The organism is Rhodococcus sp. ACPA4, assembly GCF_002300185.1.
Taxonomy (GTDB): domain Bacteria; phylum Actinomycetota; class Actinomycetes; order Mycobacteriales; family Mycobacteriaceae; genus Rhodococcus_F; species Rhodococcus_F globerula.
In genome coordinates this window covers 460,151-476,747 of record NZ_NSDY01000003.1, presented here as the reverse complement: position 1 = coordinate 476,747, position 16,597 = coordinate 460,151, and the positions used below count along the sequence as shown (strand labels likewise).

Annotated in this window: 12 protein-coding genes and 3 pseudogenes; 8 read left to right on the top strand and 7 right to left on the bottom strand. The window is 61.3% G+C overall.

The genetic code is table 11. The features are described from left to right. Positions 1-6 precede the first annotated feature (6 nt). Positions 7-450, bottom strand: a pseudogene (locus tag CJ178_RS33845) (IS6 family transposase); the annotation flags it as partial. A 4-nt stretch (positions 451-454) separates the two neighbouring features. Here CJ178_RS33845 and CJ178_RS32270 point away from each other — a divergent pair. Next, positions 455-703: pseudogene (locus CJ178_RS32270) on the top strand (IS6 family transposase); the annotation flags it as partial. Positions 704-864: 161 nt separating this feature from the next. Then, positions 865-1,894, top strand: a pseudogene (locus CJ178_RS33840) (IS110 family transposase). A 450-nt stretch (positions 1,895-2,344) separates the two neighbouring features. Here CJ178_RS33840 and CJ178_RS32260 read toward each other — a convergent pair. Then, positions 2,345-3,673, bottom strand: coding sequence for an MFS transporter (locus CJ178_RS32260; RefSeq protein ID WP_095889088.1), 1,329 nt, complete (start codon positions 3,671-3,673; stop codon positions 2,345-2,347). Between the two features lie 245 nt (positions 3,674-3,918). Then, positions 3,919-5,097 (bottom strand): PucR family transcriptional regulator, encoded by a 1,179-nt coding sequence (locus CJ178_RS32255; protein WP_095889087.1) that lies wholly within the window; start codon positions 5,095-5,097, stop codon positions 3,919-3,921. Positions 5,098-5,302: 205 nt separating this feature from the next. Between CJ178_RS32255 and CJ178_RS32250 the strand changes: the two genes are divergently transcribed. The 6 genes from CJ178_RS32250 to CJ178_RS32225 all read left to right on the top strand — a co-directional run bounded on the left by CJ178_RS32250 (position 5,303) and on the right by CJ178_RS32225 (position 12,531). Further along, complete coding sequence (locus CJ178_RS32250) at positions 5,303-6,847, top strand: flavin-containing monooxygenase (protein WP_257013663.1); 1,545 nt, start codon at positions 5,303-5,305, stop codon at positions 6,845-6,847. Continuing rightward, positions 6,844-7,722 carry an alpha/beta fold hydrolase gene (locus CJ178_RS32245; protein ID WP_095889085.1) on the top strand — a complete coding sequence of 293 codons (879 nt, stop codon included), beginning with the start codon at positions 6,844-6,846 and terminating at the stop codon, positions 7,720-7,722. Before CJ178_RS32250 ends, CJ178_RS32245 begins: the two co-directional genes overlap by 4 nt. 2 nt (positions 7,723-7,724) lie before the next feature. Continuing rightward, on the top strand, positions 7,725-9,287 hold the full coding sequence (locus CJ178_RS32240; RefSeq protein ID WP_095889084.1) for a long-chain-fatty-acid--CoA ligase: 1,563 nt from the start codon (positions 7,725-7,727) through the stop codon (positions 9,285-9,287). Between the two features lie 64 nt (positions 9,288-9,351). Then, positions 9,352-10,209 (top strand): 3-hydroxyacyl-CoA dehydrogenase, encoded by an 858-nt coding sequence (locus tag CJ178_RS32235; RefSeq protein ID WP_095889083.1) that lies wholly within the window; start codon positions 9,352-9,354, stop codon positions 10,207-10,209. 66 nt (positions 10,210-10,275) lie between these two features. Further along, complete coding sequence (locus CJ178_RS32230) at positions 10,276-11,721, top strand: aldehyde dehydrogenase (RefSeq protein WP_095889082.1); 1,446 nt, start codon at positions 10,276-10,278, stop codon at positions 11,719-11,721. Positions 11,722-11,748: 27 nt separating this feature from the next. Beyond that, the gene (locus tag CJ178_RS32225) at positions 11,749-12,531 is read left to right on the top strand and encodes an SDR family NAD(P)-dependent oxidoreductase (protein ID WP_095889081.1); all 783 of its coding nucleotides are present in this window, start codon (positions 11,749-11,751) and stop codon (positions 12,529-12,531) included. Positions 12,532-12,596: 65 nt separating this feature from the next. Here the strand turns inward: CJ178_RS32225 and CJ178_RS32220 are convergent, their stop codons facing one another. From CJ178_RS32220 to CJ178_RS32205, 4 genes are read right to left on the bottom strand one after another with little or no spacing between them, the layout of a single operon-like run. Further along, positions 12,597-13,022: a PaaI family thioesterase gene (locus CJ178_RS32220; protein WP_095889080.1), complete on the bottom strand. Its 426-nt coding sequence runs from the start codon at positions 13,020-13,022 to the stop codon at positions 12,597-12,599. Continuing rightward, positions 13,015-13,485, bottom strand: coding sequence for a MaoC/PaaZ C-terminal domain-containing protein (locus tag CJ178_RS32215; protein WP_095889079.1), 471 nt, complete (start codon positions 13,483-13,485; stop codon positions 13,015-13,017). The genes CJ178_RS32220 and CJ178_RS32215 overlap by 8 nt, the downstream gene beginning before the upstream one ends. Further along, complete coding sequence (locus tag CJ178_RS32210; protein ID WP_095889078.1) at positions 13,479-15,194, bottom strand: AMP-binding protein; 1,716 nt, start codon at positions 15,192-15,194, stop codon at positions 13,479-13,481. Before CJ178_RS32210 ends, CJ178_RS32215 begins: the two co-directional genes overlap by 7 nt. Then, positions 15,191-16,570: an MFS transporter gene (locus CJ178_RS32205; RefSeq protein ID WP_095889077.1), complete on the bottom strand. Its 1,380-nt coding sequence runs from the start codon at positions 16,568-16,570 to the stop codon at positions 15,191-15,193. The genes CJ178_RS32210 and CJ178_RS32205 overlap by 4 nt, the downstream gene beginning before the upstream one ends. Between the last annotated feature and the right edge of the window lie 27 nt (positions 16,571-16,597).

Sequence of the window (16,597 nt, the reverse complement as noted above, 5' to 3'; positions counted from 1 at the left end):
CGGTGTTCAGGCATCGAGAGTCTGTTCGGTGACCTGATCCCATACCTGAAATCGAGCGGAAATTTCGGTGCGATTATCGGTGGCAGTCATACGGTGCCTCGGTGGGCGGAAGTGCGGGGAGATGCGACTGAACGAGGACAGGAACCTCTGCGCTGCACTGACGGAGCGGAACCCTTTCATCGCCCGTTCGCGTTGCCGGGTCGATGGGAGTTCTCGCACCGATTATTCAAGTACCTGTTCTGCCGGTGTTCGACTGTCGACATCGTCTTCCGGTGCCCGGCCTGGTAGCTGGGGAATTTGTCGGTGATCAGTACGCGGCGGGTGCCCTTGTTTCTTCAGTAGTTTCCTGAAGAAACTGGTCGCAGCCTTGCCGTCCCGCTTGTCCTGGATCAATATGTCGAGGACGCTGCCGTGCTAATCGACTGCCCGCCACAAGTACTTTCGGACTCCGCCATCGGTGGAGCATCGGCAGTCGAAGTATCTGAACAACCGGGCCGAGAAATTCCCATCAACCCACCAACAGCGGGAGCGGGCGATGAAACTCTTCAAATCGGTCGCACACGCGCAACGCTTCCTGCCCGCGTTCAGTTCGATCTCACCGCGTTTCCGGCCCGGCCGGCTCTCGGCGCCCGAATGGCGCACCGAGATGGCCGACCGTTTCGCGGTCTGGCAGGAAGTTACCGCGAGCGGTTTTGCCTCCTGAAACGTGAACAACCCCAACGGGATTACATTGCCGCGTACTCCAAACCAACGACGCCGCTGATTATTTCAATCAACGTGATGCGATGTAGGAGCGGGGCCTCCCGCTCTCGTGGTTCCCGGCGAATGCTGGGGGTGTCACTTCAACGATGGAGGAGGCCCCTTATGAACGAGTATGACGAAAAACAGGTTGTCGGGATCGATCTGCACCGGCAGCGATCGGTGATCGTCCACCAGACGGCGGAGGGTGAACAATTATCGGCGGTACGGATCGTCAACGATCCGGTGGCATTGGCTCTGCAGATCGAAAAGGCCGGCCCGAACCGCGAGGTCGTCCTCGAGGCCACCTACGGCTGGTACTGGGCGGCCGATACCCTGCAGGCGGCAGGCGCGAACGTACGTCTAGCACATCCGTTGGGTGTCAAAGGATTCCGATACCGGAGGGTTAAGAACGATGTCCGCGACGCCAGCGATTTGGCTGACCTGCTGCGGATGCACCGACTCCCCGAAGCCTGGATCGCCCCGCCCGCCACACGCGAGTTGCGGGAACTGGTGCGCTACCGCGCGAAGCTCGTCGCGCTGCGCTCCGGGCTCAAGGCGCAGGTGCACTCCGTGCTCGCCAAGGCGGGAGTCCTGATCCCCGTGTCGGATCTGTTCGGTGTCACCGGCCGCCAGAAGCTGGCGCGGGTGCCGCTTGCCGACGCGTACGCGCAGCGGGTGATCTCGTTGCTCGAGCTGTTCGACGTCCTTGACGCCCACGAGGCGCGGTTCACCGCCTTCGATCGCCACCGAACTGCGTGGCGACCGCGGGTATACGGCGATCCAGGCGCTGCCCGGCGTCGGGCCTACGCTGGCCGCGGTGTTCGTCGCCGAGATCGGGGATGTGCACGGGTGCACCGATCCCGCTCACCTGTGCTCGTGGGCAGGACTGACGCCCAAACACCGAGAATCCGACATCGCGGTGCACCGCGGGCACATCACCAAACAGGGCAGCAAACTGGTGCGCTGGGCGACGGTCGAGGCCATCCAACGGCACCCCGCGGGCACGAAAATCTCGACCGATCGCACACGGATCGAGGCCCGCCGCAGCAGGAACATCGCGAAGATCGCCGCGGCACGAAAACTGCTCACACTGGTCTATTACGGGCTGCGCGACGGACATATCCGCGCACTGACCCACAGTGGGGCGGCGTGAGCACCCCGGGCGCAACACGCGCGCGGTCGCTGCACTGTCTGACCCCTGCCTCAGCGGCGTGGTCGCCAACGTGATTGACCCCGCGTGTTGCTTCGTCGTACCGCTCCATGCCCGCCCTCCGGCCGGGCGAAGGGATGACCGGCAGCCGAGGAAACTCGGCCCTGCCCAACCCCACACCAACACTGGAGACGTTGCACCACAACCACATACATAATTCGAATCGCGATTCTGACCCTCGACGTTCTCAGGCTCGTACCAGTCTGCGCCGGGCTGGGCTACCATCGAGACCATTCGTCCTCGCTGACGCTGCGGGCGCTGTGTCTTGACCCCCGGCCCTCACTCAGTGCTGCCCGCATGGAGCCGAAACCTCGTAAAACGCCACCCTTGACAGTGCCCTGCGCCCACAGGGATGACAGTACCCTTGGGCATTGGAAGTCGAACGCCGCACCACTAGCGAACTTGTGAGACTTCCTCCCCTGCACTGCTTTCGCGCCTTCGATCGGCCTGATTCCACGGCACCAGGGCGATAACGACGGCGCCGATGACACCGGGGATTGCCCACGCGTAGAACTGAGCCGACGTCGAGTAGTTCTCGATCAGGGTCGCGCCGTACATCGGACCCGCAATTCCGCCCAAGCGTCCAACTCCCAACGCAATGCCCAGTGCCGACCCCCGAAGTTCAACCGGGAAATGGGTGCCAATATAACCATTCAGAAGGATTTGCACTCCCATGCTGCCCAGACCAACTAGAGCAACCAGAGCTATCACTGCCACCGAAGGCGGACGCTGGGCGATTAGCCACAAGGCCAAGGCCGCAGCAAGGAAGGCACCGACGACGACAGGCTTGAATCCGCTACGGTCAGCGATCGGAGACGAAACGAGCGCACCTAATGTGGCGCCCAGATTGAGGACCAGTAGGAATGCGAGCGAGGACTGAACACCGTAACCGGCCGAGATCATCATCGTGGGCAGCCAGACAGCCGCACCGTACATCAGCATCATGCACAGAAATGTTGCGAGGCAGAACATGCTCGTGGCGACAGCATGACCCGCGCCGAATAGGATGCGTATGTCCATCAGCGAGCTTCGTGACGATCCTGTGTGCTCTTCCTGGTCAGGCAACAACAACCCATACCGGTCGGCCAGCGTCTGGGCCTCGGCTCGCTGGCCACGTTCAGCCAGCTGCGAGAAAGAATTCGGCAAGTAGCGTTGCATCAACGGCAGCGCAATCAGGCAGGGAAGCAGGCCGAGGACGAACATCGGCCGGAACCCATGATCCGGCACGATCCACGCACCAAGCACGCCTGCGATACAACCACCGATACCAACACCCGCGAAGCCAATTGCGACGTTCAGCGCGCGCCTGCCCGGCTGCGAGAACTCGATGATCATGGCGGCCACTACGGGCATCAGGACACCAACGCCCAGTCCGACGAAGAAGCGAAAGAACCCGAGCTGGGCGGGCGACCCTGCCACAGCGCACAAACCCATGGCTGCCGAGAAGAGCCCGATACTTGCGATCATCAACTGGCGTCGCATGACACGGTGCGTCAGAAACGCGGCGAGTAGCGCGCCGATCAACATACCAGCCACAGTGGCCGAAGCGATTTGACCGGCGATTGACGGCGTGACGTTCCAATCGGGGTGCTCAAGCAGTGACGGGACAATCGTCCCGTACATCGTAAGGTCATACCCCTCAAGGACAAGGGCGACGAACGCTAAGGCAAGAACGGCACGCGGCGCACGTCCTGCTGGCGGGTAGTGAGGGGTTTTGGGCATCGGACGCTCCGGCGGTCGAGGTATGTGATGCCGGACACGCTATTGGACCCCACTGGGCCATGTCTAATAGTTCGATGCCAATAGATTGACACGAAAATTGAAATCGATGGCAGTTGCTGCACAATAGATTTGGCTGTCCTGGCTAGCTCCCGGTGCTTGCACCCACCCCGCCGCTGCAAGCAGATCGGTCACCCAGGACCAGCACAGAAGACGGAGATACGCCGCCCAGCGCGTCCTTTTCACCCCTACTTGAAATAGGCGGTGCCCAGCCACTCATATGCCTGCACAGCCAGTCCCGTATTGACCGGCGCGGACTCGATGGAACGACCCATGAGCTGTTCAATCGCGCGGAGCCTGTAGAGCACAGTGTTCTTGTGGCAGTTGAGCGCTCGCGAAGTTTCGGTTGCGCTCTGATTGGACTGCAAGTACACGCCGACAGTGCTTCGCAATACCTCCTCCCTTCGGGTGATGCCTGCAAGTAGACCTAGCGTCTCTCGAACCCAGAACCGTGCACGTTCCGGTTCAGCCACCAGGAAAGCGAGCACGGAGACTGCCTGGTACGGGAAGACGGCGCGCGTCGTCGACGCACGTCCAACGTCTGACGCCGCGACGGCCTGGCGGTGCGAGCTGATGAAGCCGGCAAGGCCCGATGCGGGATCACCCAGAGCCAAGCGTGCTCCCGCGTCAGCTGCAGTGACCGCCTTCTCCACGTCAGCGGCGTCCAACAGCCCGACGGGTTGAGGGATCCACGCCCACACAGTCCTCGCGTCGCGCGCGACTACGAGAGGGCGTCCGTGCGTCGCGAGGAGGGCCGCGGCGTTGTTGACCGCTCGCTGAGCCCGAATCAGCTCGCTACCTAGATCATCGGTCGAATCGACCCATGCGATCACAGCGAGATGGTTCTGTCGCATCCGGTAGCCAAGAGAGCGCTCGGCTCCCTCGGCGTTGGATGAAAGGCCATGCAGTACCGCAAGCACGCGATCGAGTCGGACGGACTCTTCCTGCCTGAGCCAGCGTTCGCGCTCGTCTTCGTACTCGGCGGCTATCTGTTTGCATACGTGATCGAGATACTCGCTCGCGATCTTCGACACCGCAATGCTCTCAGCAACGAGAACCTCGATGTCATCGGTCAACGTAGCAAGCACCTCACTGCAAATCTGGAACCAACGTGCGCTGCTGAGCTGGTATGAGCGAATGATCTCGTGCAGTGGCATGCCCTGACGCGCGAGCTCACGCACGAGCGAGATCGCGCCCACCGGTGGTGCCGAGGTCTCAAGATCCTCGGGGTGCGCGAGCAAATGGTTCTTCGCGTCGATGTGCGCTCGACTGGAGGTACGAATCCAATCGAGTTCGATCTTCTCGACGCGGACCCTCTCGACTTTCTCCTCGGTCATCTCGGTGATCTCGTCGGAGATCTCCGACATGGTAGCCCTCAGTCGCTGTACGAGCGTGCGTCTGATCGATGAAGTCGCTTCCACGTGACTATCTCTCCGATTGGTTCTTCTGCACAATTTTTTGTCCCAGCTCTGGTGAGTTGGACCTTTTCCATGGGCTAAGAGTACGTGACACTGGTCACGATGCCACTAGCGCACAGCTGGTATCAGCCAAGTTATGCAAGAGGAGAATATTGTGGCCAAGAGCGCTACCCGCACCCAATCGGTTGACGATCGTCGTGGAGTTCCGTCACACGTCGACGTGCTTATCGTCGGGGCAGGATTGTCCGGTGTCGGTGTCGCGAGCCACCTGACGACGAAACAGCCCGGACGGACGTTCGCGATCGTCGACGCCCGCGATGCCATCGGTGGCACCTGGGACCTGTTTCGCTACCCAGGCATTCGCTCCGACTCCGATCTACACACTTTCGGCTACGCCTTCAAACCTTGGACAGGCAAGAACTCCATCGCAGACGGTCGAGAGATTTTGGAGTACATCCAGGAGACACTCGACGACTACGGACTCGAACCACACATCCACCTCGGCCACAAGGTGATCAGCGCGAACTTCTCGACGCAGGCCGGTCTGTGGACAGTCACGCTTGAACGCACGCTCGACGGCGCACTCGTCGAGCTCACTTGCAGCTGGCTATTCTCGGCCGCCGGCTACTTCGACTACGACGGTGGGTACACGCCAGATTTCAAGGGCAGGAACGATTTCGAAGGTCAGGTCGTCCACCCGCAGGCATGGCCCGACGACCTGGACTACACCGGCAAGAACGTGGTAGTCATCGGCAGCGGCGCGACCGCTGTCACGCTCATCCCCGCCATGGCTGATTGCGTCGGGCACATCACGATGCTTCAGCGTTCCCCCACCTATGTCGTCAAGATCCCCAAACAGGACCCGATCGCCCAGGTCGTGAAAAAGCTGCTTCCGCCGAAACTCGCCTATCAGGTCGCTCGCACGATCAGCGCAAATCGCATCCGCTTGATCTACGGGGCCAGCCAACGCTACCCCGACGCCGTGCGTGGCCTGATCCGCAAGGCAACGATCAAGTCCCTGCCGGACGGGTTCGACGTCGATACTCACTTCAAACCGGAGTACGGGCCGTGGGACCAGCGCATGTGCACCGTGCCCGACGGCGATCTGTTCGAGTCGCTCTCCAGCGGCAAGGCATCGATCGTGACCGACAGCATCGTCCGCATGACTCCGCGCGGCATCCTGCTTAAGTCAGGTCAGGAGTTGGAGGCCGACCTCGTCGTCACCGCGACCGGTCTGAACATGGTTCCCTACGGCAAGATCGAATTCAGTGTGGACGGCGAGAACGTCGATCTGCATCGAACGCTCGTCTACAAGGCCGCCATGCTCAGTGGCGTACCGAACTTCGCGTTCGCGTTCGGCTACACGAATTCATCGTGGACGCTCAAGGTCGACCTCGTCGCCGAATATCTCTGCCGGTTGCTTGCTCACATGGACCGGGGCGGCTACTCTGTCGCACTCCCTGTCGACGACGATCCGACGGTCATACGCAGCACCTTCTCGAACATGGACTCCGGCTATTTTCGACGTTCGGCGCACCTGTACCCCCAGCAGGGATCGCACGGCTCGTGGACCATGCCTCAGAGTTACGCTGCCGACCGCGCACGCCTGCGCGACGGTGACCTCGACGACCCATCACTCCACCTCTCTTCCCCCGTCGGCGAAATTGCACCGAGCCTGAAGCAGGTGGCATCGGTATGAGCGGAACGCAGATCATCGACGTCGCAGGCCGGGCGACTCGAATAAAGATCGACGGGGAACATTCAGCTCCCCCCGTCGTACTCCTGCACGGAATCAACCGCAGCTTGGAGGACTGGGCTGCCGCGGCTGTACGGCTGGCCCCGAGCTTTCGAGTAGTCAGCCTTGATATTCCCGGCTTCGGATTCTCCGCCCGCAGACCCGAACGCGCCTCCTTGCAGTCCTTCGCCTGCGGCGTCCTGGAAACCTTGGACGCCCTCCAGACCCTCGGCGCCCTCGACGAGAACAGGCCGGTCCATCTCCTCGGCAACTCCCTCGGCGGTTCGATAGCGATGCAGATCCAGGCCATCGCCCCGGATCGGGTAGCCAGCCTGTCTCTAGCCGACGCCGCCGGCTTCGGATCCCAGATCACACCGATGGTGCGGTTACTCGGCACCCCGGTGGTCGGACGTGCCCTCACGAAGCGTTCGAGCGCCTTCGGTGCGAAGATGACCGAGCGATCCCTCCATGCGAATCCCGCTTTCGCAACACCCGAGCGCATCGCTCATGCGCTGGCTATCGCAGACCAGCAAGGACCCGGCATCGTCGCCCACGAGGCCGCTCACGCGCTCACCACGATCAGAGGTGTCCGTCAGCAGTGGCGCGACGAGCTGATGGACCGGCTGACGCGGACTCCTCGCCCCACCCTTGTGATGTGGGGGGAAGAAGACCGCGTCCTTCCGGTCGCGCAACTCGCCACCGCGAAATCGCTGATCCCTCACGCGCGCACCCACCTGTTCACCGGCACTGGACACATGCCTCAGATCGAGCGTCCAACCGAGTTCGCTGAATTGGTGGGCAAATTCATCGCGGCCGCTTCCAGTTCGACGAGCCGGTGACCATGACCGAATACAACCTCGCGGCTCTGCTCGAGAAGACTGCGGCCGAGTATTCCGAACGCATCGCGATCATCGCCGGTGAGCGTCGCATGACCTTCGCCGCCGTCGAGGCGACCGCCAACCAGGTCGCAAACCTACTGGTATCCCGCGGTATCGGCCCCGGCAACACGGTCGCGCTGATGTGCCCGAACGTACCGGAGTTCACGACAACCTATTTCGGCATCCTCAAAACCGGTGCAACCGTGGTTCCGTTGAACATCCTGTTGAAGTCGCGTGAGGTGGTTTACCACCTCGAGGATGCCGATGCGAAGATACTCATCGCTTTTAACGGCTCGTCCGAACTTCCGATCGCGGACGAAGCGTTCTCCGCGTTCGAGACAGCGACCGCTACAGAGCACTTCTTCGTCATCTCCCCCACCTCGGACAACAAGTCGTTCGTCGACGCAGAGAATTTGACGGTCGCAATGTCCGGTCACGACACCACGTTCGACACAATCCACACCGACGAGGACGACACCGCCGTCATCCTTTACACATCGGGTACGACCGGCAAGGCCAAGGGAGCCGAGCTACGTCATCGCAACATGCGCGACAACGTACTGGCGTGTCAGGACATCTTCGGCCTAACCGCCGAAGCACCCGACAGCTACCTCAGCGTTCTACCGCTGTTCCACTCGTTCGGCCAGACCGTGATTCAGAACTGCGCGATTGCCTTCGGCGGCACGCTCGTCATGCTGCATCGGTTCGACGCCCGAGAAGCTCTCGGGCTCATGCTCGACGAGTCGATCTCCGTGTTCGCAGGCGTTCCCACGATGTACTGGGGTCTACTACGCGCACTCGACGACAGCATCGACGTCGAACGGCTTGCGGAGAACCTTCGACTCTCCCTCGCCGGGGGATCTGCGCTACCCATCGAAATCCATCGAGAGTTCCATGAGCGGTTCGGCGTCTCGATCCTGGAAGGCTACGGCCTGTCCGAGACATCCCCCGTCGCCAGTTTCACCCGCCTCGGACACCCTCCCCGCGCAGGCTCGGTGGGCCTGCCGATCCCCGGTGTGGAGATGGGACTGCTCGACCCACAATCCGGGCAGCTCATCGATCCATCGCCGAACTCCATCGGCGAGCTCGCAGTCAAAGGCTCCAATGTGTTCAAGGGCTACCTGAACCGGCCCGATGACACCCGAGATGCTTTCAGTAGCGAAGGCTGGTTTCGCACAGGTGATCTGGGCCGACGAGACGCCGACGGCTGGTACTACGTTGTCGATCGCGCCAAGGATCTCGTCATCCGGGGAGGTTTCAACGTGTACCCACGCGAGGTCGAGGAGGTTCTGCTCACCCACCCAGCCATCTCGCTCGCGGCCGTCATCGGAGTCCCACACCCGAGCCACGGCGAGGACGTCAAAGCCATCGTCGTCCTCGAACCGGATGCCGCCGTGACGCCCGAAGAGATAGTCGCCTGGGGCAAAGGACGAATGGCGTCCTACAAGTACCCGCGCAACGTGACGATCGTCGACTCTCTGCCAATGACAGCGACCGGAAAGATCCTCAAGCGCGCCCTGTCCTGACGCACCACGTCAGAGCACCCGGCCAGTCGGCCGAATTCATCCCGAAACACCACCAGGAGTTGTCATGCCCGAAATCACCAAGGTCAGCGTTCTCGGAGCCGGGGTCCTCGGTACGCAAATCGCTTACCACACCGCGTACAGCGGACTGCAGGTCGTCGTGTACGACATTTCCGATGACGCCCTCACCGCCTCCCGGGCTCGCATGGTCGAGACGACCGAGCTGTACAAACGAGACGGCGTCGCTGGCGCGTCAGAAGGCAAGACGGATGAGGCCTTCGACCACTTGACGTTCACTACGGACCTCGCCGCAGCTGTAGCTGAGGCTGACCTCGTGATCGAAGCAGCTCCGGAATCGCTCGCGATCAAGCGTCAACTGTACAAAGAACTCGCCGAAGTGGCACCCGCACATACAATTTTCGCCACCAACTCGTCGACATTGCTCCCGAGCGATCTCAAGGACTCCACCGGTCGACCGGATCGCTTCCTGGCAATTCACTACGCGAACCAAATCTGGATCAGGAATCTCGCCGAGATCATGGGTACGTCGGAGACCGATCCGACCGTCGTTCTCGACGCCATTGCATTCGCAACGGCCACCGGAATGGTTCCGATCGAAATCAAGAAAGAACAACCCGGTTACATCATCAACTCGCTCGGCGTTCCATTTTTCATGGCCGCCGGAAAGCTATGGGCCAGTGGCGTCGCGGACCACGAGACGATCGACACCGTGCACCGAATGACGACGCTCGCCCCCCTGGGCCCATTCCAAACGCTCGACGTCATCGGGCTGAACACCACCTTCAACATCGCCTCGGCCTCCGAGGATCCCGGCGTTCGCGAGTTCGCGGCCGCTCTGAAGGAGCAGTACATCGACAAAGGCAAGCTCGGCACGACCACGGGCGAAGGATTCTACAAGTACTGACATTCAGATTGCAGACGAGATGCGCTGCAGCCGTTCACGATAGAGATCGCAACCGACAAGGGAAGCATGAGTATCACTTACGACCGTCATTTCATCGGGGGCGAGTGGGTCGCTCCCTCCACGCCGAACGTCATCGAGGTCTTCTCGGCCAGTACCGGTGAACATATCGGCTCGGTCCCGGGCTCCGGTAACTCCGACGTCGACGCTGCAGTCGAGGCTGCACGACGAGCTTTCGACGACCCGCACGGGTGGGCTCATTGGGCACCCGAGCGGCGCGCGACGGCAATAGACAGCTTGGCGCACGAACTCGAGATTCGTAACGACGAGATGGCACGTCGAGTCAGCATGCAGAACGGCATGCCGATTTCGATTGCCGAGCGCCCCACGGGAGGTTTCCCCGCAATTTATCTTCGATACGTCGCGGGGCTCCTACGGTCTGCCCAGCTCGAAGTCGAACGGCCGCATCTATTGGGCGGAACCACCATCGTGCGCAAAGAACCCATCGGGGTCGTGGCAGCAATCGCACCGTGGAATCAGCCGCAGATTCTTGCCTCGCTCAAGTACGCACCAGCTATTGCGGCCGGGTGCACCGTTGTCCTGAAACCTTCGCCCGAGACGGTTCTCGACTCGATGCTTTTTGCCGAAGCCGTCGCCGCTTCCGACGTACCTGACGGAGTGGTCAATGTGATTCCCGGCGGCCGGGAAACGGGCGCATACCTCGTCTCGCATCGCGATATCGACAAGGTGACATTCACCGGCTCCACAGCAGCCGGTCGAAGTATCGCAGAGGTGTGCGGGCGGTTGTTGCGCCCCGTCAGTCTGGAGCTGGGTGGAAAGTCCGCCGCCATCGTCCTCGATGACGCCGATCTCGACCTTGAACGAATCAGTGATGACCTCTTCGATGCGACCTTGAGAAACAACGGCCAGACCTGTTTTCTCAGCACCCGGATCCTCGCTCCTCGCTCTCGCTACGACGAAGTGGTCGACACCTTGTGCGACTTCGCGAGGTCGTTGAAAGTCGGCGACGCGCTCGACCCATCCACGCAGATCGGGCCGATGGTCTCGAGCGCGCACCGAGACCGGGTCGAGGGCTACATAGCTAAGGGCTCCAGTGACGGCGCACGCCTGGTAACCGGCGGCGGACGACCGAAAGGATTGGAACAGGGGTGGTTCGTGGAGCCGACAGTATTTGCCGACGTCAGTAACGGAGCGGCCATAGCGCAGGAGGAAATCTTCGGTCCGGTTCTGTCGATCATCGTTTACGACACCATTGACGATGCCGTTCGCATCGCCAACGACTCCCATTTTGGTCTGGGCGGGACTGTGTGGACCACCGACGCAACACGGGGTATGGACGTAGCCCGTCGTGTACAGACCGGCACCATCGGCATCAACCGCTACTCGGTCGACCCCGGTGCTCCCTTCGGAGGAGTGAAAGGCAGCGGAATCGGTCGCGAACTCGGTCCCGGTTCGCTCGATCCGTATCAGCAACTCAAGTCCATCTACACCTGACCATCACGTTCGACGAAGGGAAGACAAATGCCCACCATGGACAACCATGTTGCACTGGTCACCGGCGGCGCCCGAGGAAACGGCGAGGCGCAATGCCGCGCGCTGGTGACCGCCGGTGCCCGGGTCATGATCAGCGACGTACTCGACTACGAAGGCGAGAAGCTTGCCGAGGAATTGGGTGCCCACGCCTCGTACCTTCACCTGGACGTCTCCGATCAACAGGATTGGGCTGCAGCCGTAATCGAGACCGAGCGGCAGTTCGGGCCCATCTCGGTGCTGGTGAACAACGCCGGCATCTCCGGACTGCCTGCGCCGCTCGAGGACTACTCCATCCAAGACTGGGAGCGCGTCGTCAGCATCGACCTCACTGGCACCTTTCTCGGTATGCGGCACGTCGCGCCAGGTATGAAAGCTGCGAAACGTGGCTCCATAGTCAACATCTCGTCTGTCCTGGGGCACCGGGGAGCTGCATTCGCGTACCCCTACGTCGCCGCCAAGTGGGGTGTCCGCGGCTTGACCAAAAGCGCCGCAATAGAGCTGGCATCGCACAACATTCGGGTCAATGCCGTAGCGCCCGGCTTCTTCGACACCCCGATGATGGCCGCAACCGACCCCGCTGACATCGACATCCCGATGCGGAGGAGTGGGCAATCCGCCGAGCTCGCCAAGACAGTCGTCTTTCTCGCGAGCGAGGACTCCTCGTTCACGACCGGGGCCGAAATAATCGTTGACGGCGGTCTGCTCAGCACCATCTCGTCCTTCGACTCACTACACGGAATCGTGATGTCAGGACCTCGGTCAGACGACTGATGCACCGTTTCATCCGTCATCCGATTCGTGGTCGGATGACGGATGAAACGTCGCGTTCGGGTGGGTCAACCTCGAGCAGGCGGGTTCTCCGCTGTCCGTGGGTTACGAAATACACCGCTGGCTGTGGTGAGTACCCGTTCACCGGAGACGATCTCTCCGGTGACGAACGTCATCGTCCTGGTTCGCGACGACACGCGAGCAATTCCTTCGACAGTCTCGCCGAGCGCCGCGGCACCGATCATGCTGCAGGACAGCTGGATTGTTATCGGGTGACCCATGGATCCCGCACCGAGGGAACGCTCCACCTCGACCCCGAGGGTGAAATCGAGAAGGGTCAGCAAGAGGCCGCCGTGTGTGGTTCCATTCGGATTGACATGTTCGGGTCGCACCGTCAATCGCGTGCGCACACGATCAGGTTCTCGGCTCCACTCGATCCCCCCGACATGATCGAGGAAAGTTCCTTCCTGCCCGACCGATACGAATTCACTCATGGTCGCTTCCTTCTGCGGTCAACACGATCCACTGTGCAACCATTGCGGGCCGGGACAAGTTTTCAAGCTCGAGCTCACATCCGAGTATCAGCTTGGCTCCAGTCGCCGTGGGGATCAGCTCGTCGAGTGTCATCACCAGTCGAACCGAGTCCGAGGCAGTGACCGGTGCGGTGAATCGCACGCGTTCGAGCCCGTAGTTCGTCCATTGGCGTACACGCCGAACGTCGTAACACTGGTTTCCCAGTCCCGTCACCAAACTGAGCAGCAAGAATCCATGGGCGATGACATCACCGAAGGGACTCTCCTCGCGTGCACGATCACGATCGACGTGCATCCAATGCTCGTCGCCCGTGACTTCGCCGAACGATGCAATGAGCTCGGGCCGCAGGGGCACCCAATCGCTCCGTCCCAGCACAGTCCCGACATTGGGGGCCAAATCGCTGACCGAATCGACTACTAGCATGGGTTCTCCTTGCTTGTTTCATGTGAGAGTTCGTAGAGCGAATCGACTTTCGCGTGCTCGACTGCGCGGAACAGGACGGGTTTGATAAGGCCTTTGGATGAGAGCAGTTCGGGGCTGGGATCCGCGTCGAGCGCGGCCCCGGTCACAATGACGTTGGTCTGTCCGGTCGCAGCAGAATTGTGGGCGAACAGGCATGCCTGCACGTCGATTGTCTTCCCGTGTGCCATCCAGAACAGTGCGACGAGATGCGGCCGGTCGGCGCCGGCGATGACGACGTCGCGTACCTCGCTTCCGGCAAGAGCCAGTAGCCTCGCGCGAAGCCGATCGACGTTGACCCATGAGCCGTTCGCGAGTTTGAAGTCATCCGCGATGCGACCGTCGAATCGGAGTCCCAATTCGGGCCTCCGATCGTCGACGAGCGCGCCTGCATCACCCGAGCGATAGAAGCCGTCGGCATCGAATGCCATGTCGGTACGCTCGGGTTCGCGCCAGTAGCAGGGCATCACCGCGCAGCTCTTCACCCGGAGCTCGAGCTTGTCCTCGACGGGAACAAGCCGGATCGTCACACCGGGCAGCGGCGTTCCGATCCATCCGGGTGCGCTGTCTGCTGCGTGCACAATGGTCGCGCCAGGACCGGTTTCAGTCGAGCCCCATCCTGTCAACACAGGAACTGGCTTCGATCGAACGGTCCGCGACAGATCGCGTAGGCGGTCGAACACGACGGACGGCATAGCCGCTCCCGCCGAAAACAGTGCATCGCATCGCCGGAACAGGGCTCGTCGAAAGTCGATATTTGCTTCCAAAGCGGGGAGCATGGCGTGAAATCCGGCCGGCACGGCCGCGTAGAACGTCGGTTCGAATTCCGTGATCGCAGCAATGGTCTGCGGGAGGCCCGACGGTTGCCCTCGCGCGTCGTCGATGTGCAGAGTGCCGCCGGCCAACAAGACCATGTTGAGATTGGCGTTACCTCCGAATGCGTGATTCCAGGGTAACCAGTCGACGAGAACAGGTCGATGATCGGTGACGAACGTCCAGACATCGGCCGTTGCGCGAACGTTGCTCACCAGCATTCGATGGGTGTATACGACGGCCTTGGGCAGCCCAGTCGATCCAGAGGTAAGAAGCAACTTCGCCCGGTCGCCTCCCGTGAGATGACCGAGCAGAGTGTTGCCCTCGAAAGCGGATCCGTCCGTAGCGATCTGCCCGACCACGTCGTACCCCTGTGGAACTCGCGCCCGCAGAGTGTCGTCGGGGACGAATATCAGAGCAGGAGAGATTTTTTCGAGCACTTGGGCGATCTTCGTTCGATCTGCCCCGAGTCCGAGATACTGGGGTGCAATCGGCACCCAGACCGCGCCGGCCAACATTGCTGCGTGTCCCACGACGAAGGAATCGACTCCATTGTGGGCGACCACCACGACTCGATCGCCACGCCCGACTCCCGAGCCCAGCAATGCAAATGCAGTTCGGACGACCGCGTCCCACGCTGTTGCGTAATCGACACTTACCCGAATCCCGTCGACGACCTCCGAGAGAAACGGTGTCGACGGTGTGACGGTCGCCCAGTGCTGCAACCAGTTCAGCGTGGAGGTCGGTGCAGCGGAGGGGGTCGTGCGAGATCGAACCTCGATCACATCTCCCGGCAAACGAATGATGTCGACATCCGCGTCGCCGAAACTACTGCGCGGTCGTGCGCATGGACCTCTCATTCGACCGGCTCGATGACCGCGGGATCCGTCGTGACTGCAGGCCCGGTCGTGACTGCGGTGGGAGCCTCGACCTCGTTGTCTGTCGAGAGCGCCAGCGCGATGACGCTCAGGACGGAGACACCGGCGACGACCCACACAATAGGGGTGACGTCGCTGGTGTTGTTCACGATCAGCGCGGTGAAAATGAGCGGACCGAATCCTCCCCCGAGCGTCGCTGCGATCTGGTAGCCGAGAGAAAGGCCGGTGAAGCGAGAACTCGTCTGGAAACGTTCGCCCATAAATGCCGCGAGGGGGCCGAAGGTGGCGCCGATTGCCAAACCATTGATCAGCGAAAAGGCCAGTAGGGCACCGGATGTGCTGCCCGTCTGCAGAAGCGCGAAGAACGGATAGACGGACGCTACGCCGACGACGACACCGCCGATCATCACCGGCCGACGTCCGATGTTGTCGGAGAGCGCTGCGAAACCGAGCTCCGCGAAGATAGCCACAAGCGACCCTGCCGACGATACGAACAGTACGTTCGACGTCGAAAGACCGTGAGTGGCGCCGTAGGTGATGCCGAAAGCCCCGGACAATGTGAAAGAAAGAAACGGAGCGAGTAGTGCGACGAAGGAGAGGACGAGTGTTCGCGGCTGCCGTAGTACTTCGATGATCGGAGCTTTCGGCTTCTCGACTGATCTGGACTGACGATCCTTCTCCTCCAGAAAGAGCGGGGACTCGGAAACACGCAAGCGGATCCAGACACCGAAGATCACAAGAACGCCGCTGAGGGCGAACGGCACGCGCCAACCCCAACTGAGGAACTGGTCGTCGGGCATCAGGGCGAAAATCGCCAATACGACTCCAGCCACCAGGGCGCCGCTCGGCTGTCCTGCCGTGGCGAAACTCGCGGCGAAGCCGCGACGCTTCGGATGGGCATGTTCGAACGCCATCAGCGCTGCTCCACCCCATTCGCCGCCGACGGACAGGCCTTGAACGACCCGGAGAAGGATCAGTAGAACTGGTGCGAACACACCTATCTGCTCCTGGGTCGGCAGTAGCCCCATCAGTGCGGTAGCGGCACCCATCATGCTCATGGTGATGACCAACACCGATTTGCGACCGAGTCTGTCACCGAAATAGCCGAAAATCACCGCCCCCACCGGCCGGACGACGAAACCGACTGCAAGTGTGGCGAACGCTGCCAGTGTCGCGGCGGCCGGAGGTAGGTCGGCGAAGAACAGCTTGTTGAAGATAAGCCCGGATGCTGCTGCGTACAAAACGAAATCGTAATACTCGATCATGCTGCCTATATAGCTCGAAGCCAGCACTCGTTTGAGTTCACGTCCGTCCGCTCCTGCGTACAGCGGGACCCTCTGTTTGTTGCGGATGTTCATAGCGTTCTACCTTCAATCTCGTCCGGT